General features: G+C 65.8%; 6 protein-coding genes. 3 read left to right on the top strand and 3 right to left on the bottom strand.

Going from position 1 to position 8,613, the window contains the following annotated elements; genetic code table 11:
* Window positions 1–276: 276 nt before the first annotated feature.
* From AC5P7R_RS22040 to fdnG, 3 genes are read right to left on the bottom strand one after another with little or no spacing between them, the layout of a single operon-like run.
* Complete coding sequence (locus tag AC5P7R_RS22040) at window positions 277–924, bottom strand: formate dehydrogenase subunit gamma (protein ID WP_049396154.1); 648 nt, start codon at window positions 922–924, stop codon at window positions 277–279.
* Window positions 921–1,838 (bottom strand): formate dehydrogenase subunit beta, encoded by a 918-nt coding sequence (fdxH, locus tag AC5P7R_RS22035; protein ID WP_012481154.1) that lies wholly within the window; start codon window positions 1,836–1,838, stop codon window positions 921–923. Before fdxH ends, AC5P7R_RS22040 begins: the two co-directional genes overlap by 4 nt.
* 10 nt (window positions 1,839–1,848) lie before the next feature.
* On the bottom strand, window positions 1,849–4,917 hold the full coding sequence (gene fdnG / locus AC5P7R_RS22030) for a formate dehydrogenase-N subunit alpha (RefSeq protein ID WP_146256820.1): 3,069 nt from the start codon (window positions 4,915–4,917) through the stop codon (window positions 1,849–1,851).
* 291 nt (window positions 4,918–5,208) lie between these two features.
* On the opposite strand from fdnG, the gene gmk reads away from it, so the two are divergent.
* The 3 genes from gmk (at window position 5,209) to AC5P7R_RS22015 (ending at window position 8,552) form a co-directional block, all read left to right on the top strand.
* On the top strand, window positions 5,209–5,874 hold the full coding sequence (gene gmk, locus AC5P7R_RS22025) for a guanylate kinase (RefSeq protein WP_019661981.1): 666 nt from the start codon (window positions 5,209–5,211) through the stop codon (window positions 5,872–5,874).
* A 110-nt stretch (window positions 5,875–5,984) separates the two neighbouring features.
* Window positions 5,985–6,284 (top strand): DNA-directed RNA polymerase subunit omega, encoded by a 300-nt coding sequence (gene rpoZ / locus AC5P7R_RS22020; protein WP_005410877.1) that lies wholly within the window; start codon window positions 5,985–5,987, stop codon window positions 6,282–6,284.
* A gap of 105 nt (window positions 6,285–6,389) precedes the next feature.
* Window positions 6,390–8,552: a RelA/SpoT family protein gene (locus AC5P7R_RS22015; protein ID WP_010484045.1), complete on the top strand. Its 2,163-nt coding sequence runs from the start codon at window positions 6,390–6,392 to the stop codon at window positions 8,550–8,552.
* Window positions 8,553–8,613: the final 61 nt, after the last annotated feature.

Below are 8,613 nucleotides of genomic sequence, written 5' to 3'. Positions count from 1 at the left end.
TCGGGCGGGTTGGGCAGGACGCCCAACCCCGGTCTTGCCGTGTGCGCAGGACAGCGCACACGAGCAAGCGGCGACCGAGCTTACATGGGTGAGGGCGCTTTGCTTGCGAAGCACTGCTTCGCAAGCGCCCGAACGCACAGCCGCCAGCGGCTGGGCCGGGCCCCGGAAGGGGTACTTGCAGCGTCCCCCGCAACCGGATCCACCCCGCCATCCCACGGATAGCCGCTGTTGCTGTTGCCTTGGCTTGAAGTGGGTGCAGGGCCGCAGGCCCTGCCGCTACCCCTCTTCCCGACGTCCGCGCAGGATGTCCCGGAACCACTGCCGGTGATGCTTGTACGCCCACCCATAGGTCACCTTGCCCTGGGTCATCGCCCGCACCGACCCCTTGATCCAGATCGCCGCATAGATGTGCACCACGATCGCGCAGATCAGCACCCAGCCGAACAGCGCATGGGCCAGCACCGAGAAGCGGATCACCCCGATCGGGAAGAAGTGGCTGAAATACTGCCGCCAGATCACGAAGCCGGTCAGCAGCAGCGCCGACAGGCAGCCGATGATGGCCCAGAACAGCAGTTTCTGGCCCGCATTGAAACGGCCCACCGGCGGCAGCTTCTCATCCTCGTTGCGCAGTACATCACGCATGCCGCGCATCCATGCGCGATCGTCGGCGGTCGGCAGATTGTCGCGCCACATGCGGAACGCCAGCAGCGCAAAGCCCACCACCATGGCCAGCCCGATGAACGGATGCAGGATGCGCGTCCAGGGGCCGCCACCGAACAGCTGGGTCAACGGGAACAGGGCAGGGTGGAACAGCGCCAGCCCGGACAGCGCGGTCAGCACGAAGCAGATCGCCACGATCCAGTGGTTGATGCGGGTCGGCGCGCGGTAGCGGATGATCTGGCGCGGGTGCGGGGCGTACTTCATGGCCGCTGCTCCTCTTCGATCTTCTTCGCCTCGTGCTCGGCTTCCTCTTCTTCCTCGTCATTGACCGTGTTGCGGCCGATGCCGATGTAATGCAGGAAGCCGGCGAAGGCGGTGGCGGCGATCGCCAGCACGCCCAGCGGCTTGGCCACGCCCTTCCAGACCTCCACCATCGGGCTGATGCGTGGGTCCTTGGGCAGATCGGCGTACAGCTCGGGCTTGTCCACATGCTGCAGCACGTACATCACGTGGGTGCCGCCGACGCCCTGCGGATCGTACAGGCCAGCATTCTCGTAGCCGCGCGATTTCAGGTCTTCCACGCGTCCGGCCGCGTGCTCGGTCATCGCCTGCTTGCTGCCGAAGGTGATCGCGCCGGTCGGGCAGGTCTTCACGCAGGCCGGTTCCTGGCCCACCGCCACCCGGTCCGAACACAGCGTGCACTTGTAGGCCTTGTGGTCCTTCTTGGAGATGCGCGGCACGTCGAACGGACAACCGGTCACGCAGTAGCCGCAGCCGATGCAGTTCTCTTCCTGGAAGTCGACGATGCCGTTGGCGTACTGGATGATGGCACCGGGCGACGGGCAGGCCTTCAGGCAGCCCGGATCGCTGCAGTGCATGCAGCCTTCCTTGCGGATCAGCCACTCCAGCTTGCCCTTCTCGTCCTCGTACTCGCGGAATTTCATCACCGTCCACGACTGTTCGCTCAGGTCGGGTGGGTTGTCGTAGCTGCCAACGCAGCTACCGACCTCGTCGCGCAGATCGTTCCACTCCATGCAGGCGACCTGGCAGGCCTTGCAGCCGATGCACTTGCTCACATCGATCAGCTTGGCGACCTGGCCGGTGTGCGCACCACGCGCCTCCGGCGAGGGCGTGGTGGTGGCCGAGCGGCGGATGATGTCCAGCGATTGCAGTGACATGGCGTGTCTCCTACACCTTCTCGACCTTGACCAGGATGCACTTCGATTCGGGCGTCTGCGAGTTGCCGTCACCGATGGCGTTGGTCAGCGTATTGGCGATGTATCCGGGCTTGGCCGCACCGAGGAAGCCCCAGTGGATCGGCACGCCCACCTGGTGCACGGTCCGGCCATCGATCTGCAGGGCCTTGATGCGCTTGGTCACCATGGCGACCGCCTCGATGTGGCCGCGCTTGGAACTGACCCGCACGCGGCTGCCGTTGTTGATGCCCAGCTCGTCGGCCAACGCCGCGCCGATCTCGACGAACTGCTCGGGCTGGATGATGGCGTTCAACTTGCCGTGCTTGGTCCAGAAGTGGAAATGCTCGGTCAGGCGGTAGGTGGTGGCCACATGCGGGAACTCGTCCGGCGAACCGATCTGTGCACGATCGCTGGCGAATACGCGCGCTGCCGGGTTGTTCAGCGTCAGTGCCTGGCCGGGGCTGAGCGGGTTGCTGCGCAGCGGGGTATCGAACGGTTCGTAGTGCTCCGGGAACGGGCCTTCGGCCATGCCGGCCTTGGCGAAGAAGCGGGCGATGCCTTCCGGGTTCATGATGAACGGGCCCATGCCACCGGCAGGATCTTCGTCGGCCTTGAAGTCCGGCACGTCCACGTTGCCCCAGTTCTTCCCGTTCCAGGCCAGCAGCGTGCGGCGCGGATCGAACGGTTGGCCGGCCACGTCGCACGAGGCGCGGTTGTACATCACGCGGCGGTTGGCCGGCCACGCCCAGGCCCAGCCCAGCGTGTTGCCGATGCCGGTGGGGTCGCTGTTGTCACGCCGCGCCATCATGTTGCCGGTCGGGCCCCAGGCACCGATGTAGATCCAGCAGCCGCAGGCGGTGCTGCCGTCGTCGCGCAGGTCGCCGAATGCGGCCAGCTGCTCGCCGGCCTTGCGCACCAGCCTGGTCGGGTCCTTCGGATCGAACACGTCGGCCAGCGCCTTGCCGTTGTATTCCATCGCCAGTTCTTCGGGCGTGGGTACCTCAGGGTTGGCGTAGTTCCAGGCCAGGTCGCGCACCGGCTCCCACCACGCACCGCCGTCCTTCTCGTACAACGCTTTGATGCGATGGAACAGCTCGGACATGATCTCGATGTCGCTGCGTGCTTCGCCCGGTGGGTTGGCCCCCTTCCAGTGCCACTGCAGCCAGCGCGAGGAATTCACCACCGCGCCGTTCTCCTCGGCGAAGGAAGTGGTGGGCAGGCGGAACACTTCGGTCTGGATCGTGCTCGGGTCGACGTCGTTCAGTGCGCCGTGGTTCTGCCAGAAGGCGATGGTCTCGGTTTCCAGCGGGTCCATGCTGACCATGAACTTCAGCTTGGAGAACGCACTGATCAGCTTGCCCTTGTTCGGCGCCGAGGCCAGGGGGTTGAAGCCCTGGCAGATGTAGCCATGGATCTTGCCCTCGTTCATCAGCTCGTACGCCTGCAGCATGTCGTACGGCTTGTCCAGCTTGGGCAGGTAATCAAAGCACCAGTTGTTGTCGGCGGTGGCGGCGTCGCCCCACCACGACTTCATCAGGCTGACGTGGAACTTCGGGTAGTTCTGCCAGAACGACATCTGGTTGGCGCGCAGCGGCTTCTGCGTGCGCTTGGCGATGTAGGCGTCGTAGTCCTGTTCGTCCTGTTTCGGCAGCGTCAGGTAGCCGGGCAGCAGGTCGGACATCAGGCCGATGTCGGTCAGGCCCTGGATGTTGGAGTGCCCGCGCAGCGCGTTCATGCCACCACCGGCCACGCCGATGTTGCCCAGCAGCAGCTGCACCATGGTGCCGGCACGCACGTTCTGTGCGCCGATCGAGTGCTGCGTCCAGCCCAGCGCGTACAGGATGGTCATCGCCTTGTCCTTGACGGCGGTGGACGCGATCATGTCCCAGATCTGGCGGATGCTGTCGGCCGGCGTGCCGCAGATGCGTTCGACCATCTCCACGGTGTAGCGCGCGTAGTGCTGCTTGAGCAGGTTGTAGACGCAACGCGGGTCCTTCAGCGTCGGGTCGCTGCGCACGAAGCCATCGTCACCGTAGGCGTAGTCCCAGCTGGAGCGGTCGTAGCTGCGCTTCTCTTCGTTGTAGCCCGAATACAGGCCGTCCTTGAAGGCGAACTCGTCCTTCACCAGGAACGACATGTCGGTGTAGTTCAGCACGTACTCGTGCTGGATGCGGTCCTCGGTCAACAGGTAGTTGATCAGACCCCCCAGGAACACGATATCGGTACCGGTGCGGATCGGCGCGTACACGTCGGCCACCGCGGCCGAGCGGTTGAAGCGCGGATCGACCACGATCAGCCGGGCCTTGTTGTGTGCCTTCGCCTCGGTCACCCATTTGAACCCGCACGGGTGTGCCTCGGCGGCATTGCCACCCATGATCAGGATCAGGTCGGCATTCTTGATGTCGACCCAGTGATTCGTCATCGCACCACGGCCTAGCGTCGGGGCAAGACCTGCCACCGTCGGGCCGTGTCAGACACGTGCCTGATTGTCGAACGCCAGCATGCCAAGGGAGCGGACGACCTTGTGGGTCAGCACCGCGGTTTCATTGCTGGTGGCCGAGGCCGCCAGCATGCCGGTGGTCAGCCAGCGGTTGACCGTCTGCCCGGCCTCGTTCTTCTGCACGAAGTTGGCGTCGCGGTCTTCCTTCATCAGCCGCGCGATGCGGTCCAGCGCATCGTCCCAGCTCAGCCGCTTCCACTCGTTCGAGCCCGGTGCCCGGTACTCGGGGTAGAGCAGGCGCGACTTGCTGTGGATGATGTCGGCCAGGCCGGCCCCCTTCGGGCACAGCGTGCCGCGGTTGACCGGATGGTCCGGGTCGCCCTCGATATGGAAGATGCTCGGCTCGGCGTTCTTGGCGCCATCGCCGAGGCTGTACATCAGGATGCCGCAGGCCACCGAACAGTAGGTACAGGTGTTGCGGGTCTCGGTCGCGCGGGTCAGCTTGTATTGCCTGACCTCCGCGAGCGCGATACCGGGCGCGAAGCCCATCAGTGCCAGGCTGGAGCCGACCAGGGTTGTCCCGGTCACTTTCAGGAACTGGCGGCGGCTCATCGATGGCATGCCGTTCTCCTGGGATGGCGGGGAGGCGCAGGCCTCCGGGCTGTCGTTGGGTACGGGCCGGTTATAGCACAGGCCCCCGGACGCCCATGTGGCACAAGGCGCGGCGCCTGCCGGACGGGCCCGGAAAGGGCCTGCTCTGGTAAAGTTGCGTGCCCGCCCCCCGGGGAAGCGTCTGCCGGGCCTGGTTCCAGGATGTTCCGCGCAGCCCCCGCCGTCCTGGCGCGATCCGCCGCGCCGGACCTGGAACACCGAGGAAAAAAGTTTGCGAAATCAACCCGTTGGATCCCCCGCATGAGCGCCCCGTCGAAACCGTCGGACACCGTTGCGCGCGGCACGCTGTACATCGTGGCCGCCCCGTCCGGCGCCGGCAAGAGCAGCATCGTCAATGCCACCCTGGCGCGTGACCCGCAGATCGCCCTGTCGATTTCCTTCACCTCGCGCGCAATGCGCCCCGGTGAGGTGAATGGCCAGCACTACCACTTCGTCAGTGCCGAGAAGTTCGAGCAGATGATCGCCGCCGGCGACTTCTTCGAACACGCCTGGGTGCACGGCGACTGGAAGGGCACGGCCCGCCAATCGGTGGAGCCGCAGCTGGCCGCCGGCCAGGACGTGCTGCTGGAGATCGACTGGCAGGGCGCGCAGCAGGTGCGCCAGCTGGTGCCGGGCACGGTCACCGTGTTCATCCTGCCGCCGTCCAAGCAGGCCCTGCAGGACCGCATGCGCAAGCGCGGCCAGGACAGCGAAGCCGTCATCGCCCAGCGCCTGGGCGCGGCCCGGGACGAGATGCTGCACTTCAACGAGTTCGACTACGTCATCGTCAACGAGGTGTTCGACACTGCCGTGGACGAGCTGTGCGCCATCTTCACCGCCAGCCGCCTGCGACGGGAGGCCCAGAAGGTCCGCCACGCCAGCCTGATCCAGGCGTTGCTGACCCCCGATCCGGGTGCAACTGACTGATTCCAAAAGAATCGGGTGGGGGTTGGCTTGATTTTGTCCAGCTCCTGCCAGTACACTCCGTCCCCTTTCCCTCATTCGACTGAGCGGCCGACCGGTCGCCGGGAGCCCGTATGGCCCGCATCACCGTAGAAGATTGCCTGGAAGTCGTTAACAACCGTTTCGAACTGGTCATGATGGCATCCAAGCGTGCCCGCCAGCTCGCCAACGGCGTGCAGGCCACGCTGGACAACAGCGAGACCGAGGACAAGCCGACCGTGCTGGCGCTGCGCGAAATCGCCGCCCGCAAGATCGACAACGCGCTGATCGACGAAGTCGAGAAGGCCGAGCGTGAGCGCGCCGAGCGCGAAGCGCTGGAGTGGGCCGCCGCCGAAGTGGTCGCCGACGAAGACATGTCCAAGAACGACGATTGATCGCATCGATCAACGTCGTTGCTGGATCGCCGAACAGCCCGCCCCGTGCGGGCTGTTTCGCATTCAGGATTTGCCGTAAACGTCGCGCTGGAATAGGCTTCGGGCATGAACCCAGGCCCCACTGCCAAGGTCGCCGCAGCCCCCGCTGCCGCCGTACCCGACTACGTCCTCCAGCTTGAACGCGCCGCCCATTACCTGCCGCCGGAACAGCTGCCGCTGCTGCGCCGCGCCTGGGAAGTCGGAGCCGCCGCGCACGCCGGGCAGACGCGCAAGTCGGGCGAGCCCTATATCACCCATCCGGTGGCCGTGGCCCAGGTGCTGGCCGAGCTTGGCCTGGACGTGGAAGCGTTGATCGCGGCGATCCTGCACGACACCATCGAAGACACACCGCTGACCCGTGAGGCGCTGGCCGCCGAGTTCGGCGAAGCCGTGGCCGAGCTGGTCGACGGCGTGACCAAGCTGGACAAGCTGAAGTTCCGCGACCGCCAGGAAGCGGCCGCCGAGAGCTTCCGCAAGATGCTGCTGGCAATGTCACGCGACCTGCGCGTGATCATGATCAAGCTGGCCGATCGCCTGCACAACATGCGCACGCTGGGCGCGCAGAGCCGCGAAGCGCGCGGCCGCATCGCCCGCGAGACGCTGGAGATCTACGCGCCCATCGCCCAGCGCCTGGGCATGAGCCTGGTCAAGAGCGAACTGCAGAACCTGGGCTTCAAGGCGCTGTATCCGTGGCGCCACGCGATCCTGGAAAAGCACATCCGCAGCCAGCCGGTGGTGCGCCGTGAGGCGCTGGCACAGGTGGAGGTGCAGCTGTCGCAGCGGCTGGCGAAGGAAGGCATCGAGCATCGCCTGGTCAGCCGCATCAAGACGCCGTGGAGCATCTACAACAAGATGCGCGACGAGAACAAATCGTTCGACCAGGTGATGGACGTGTTCGGCTTCCGCCTGGTGGTGCGCAGCGTGCCCAGCTGCTACCACGCGCTGGGTTCGGTGCATGCCACCTTCAAGCCGCTGGATGGCCGCTTCCGCGATTTCATCGCCATTCCCAAGGCCAACGGGTACCAGTCGCTGCACACCGTGCTGTTCGGGCCGTATGGCTCGCCGATCGAAGTGCAGATCCGCACCGAGGAAATGGACCTGATCGCCGAACGCGGCGTGGCCGCGCACTGGACCTACAAGTTCGGCGGCGATTCGCCCAACAGCGCACAGAGCCGTGCGCACGCCTGGATCGTCGAGCTGATCGACTCGCAGCGTGCCGCCGGGTCCTCGCTGGAGTTCCTCGACAACGTCAAGGTCGACCTGTTCCCGGACGAGGTCTACCTGTTCACCCCGAAGGGCAAGATCCTGGCCCTGCCGCGCAATTCCACCGCGCTCGATTTCGCCTACGCCGTGCACACCGACGTCGGCAACATGGCGGTGGCCTCGCGCGTGGACAAGAAACTGGTGCCGCTGCGCACCAAGCTGGTGTCGGGGCAGTCGGTGGAGATCATCACCGCACGCTCGGCCACGCCGAAACCGCAGTGGCTGGAATTCGTGGTCACCAGCAAGGCGCGCACTGCCATCCGCCACCAGCTCAAGCAGCTGGAGCACGAGGACGCCGTGCAGCTCGGCCACCGCATGCTCGACCGTGCGCTGGAGGCGATGGATTCGTCGCTGGAACGGTTGCCGAAGGGGCGCCTGGATGCGTTCCTGGCCGAGCATCGTTTCCCACGCCTGGAGGCGCTGCTGGCCGAGGTCGCACTGGGCAACTGGATGCCGACCCAGGCCGCGCAGGCGCTGATGGCCTACGCCGAACTGCGTGGCGGCCCGCATTCGCGCCACCACTCGCAGGAAAAGATCCTGATCAACGGCAGCGAGCGCGGCGTGGTCACCTTCGCCGGCTGCTGCCAGCCGATTCCCGGCGACGAGATCATGGGCTACCACACCGCCGGCAAGGGCATCGTGGTGCACCGCATGGACTGCCCGAACCTGGCCGAGCTGCGCAAGTCGCCCGAGCGCTGGGTGCCGATCGGCTGGGACACCACCGTTTCCGGCGACTACGACACTTCGCTGGTGGTGGAAGTAGAGAACGGCACCGGTGTGCTGGCGCAGCTGGCTGCTGCCATCGCGCAGAGCCATTCCAACATCGAGCGCGTGGACTACCTGGACCGCGACTTCAACGCCGCCGTGCTGGCGTTCAACATCCAGGTACGCGACCGCAACCACCTGGCCGAAGTGATGCGCCGCCTGCGCCGTCTGTCGGTCGTGCAGTCGGTACGCCGGCAATAACCGGCGCCGGCACCGATCCGTAGAGCCGAGCCCATGCTCGGCTGCTCTTGCCTGAAGCAGC

It is taken from the genome of Stenotrophomonas sp. YJH_SMC_27 (assembly GCF_059369815.1).
This window is presented reverse-complemented; position numbering and strand designations above follow the sequence as displayed.

What these genes read in the sequence shown, in the direction of transcription:
- gmk (WP_019661981.1), top strand. Translation starts at nt 5,209, where the DNA reads ATGAGCGCCCCGTCGAAACCGTCGGACACCGTTGCGCGCGGCACGCTG.
- rpoZ (WP_005410877.1), top strand. Translation starts at nt 5,985, where the DNA reads ATGGCCCGCATCACCGTAGAAGATTGCCTGGAAGTCGTTAACAACCGT.
- fdxH (WP_012481154.1), bottom strand. Translation starts at nt 1,838, where the DNA reads ATGTCACTGCAATCGCTGGACATCATCCGCCGCTCGGCCACCACCACG.
- AC5P7R_RS22040 (WP_049396154.1), bottom strand. Translation starts at nt 924, where the DNA reads ATGAAGTACGCCCCGCACCCGCGCCAGATCATCCGCTACCGCGCGCCG.
- AC5P7R_RS22015 (WP_010484045.1), top strand. Translation starts at nt 6,390, where the DNA reads ATGAACCCAGGCCCCACTGCCAAGGTCGCCGCAGCCCCCGCTGCCGCC.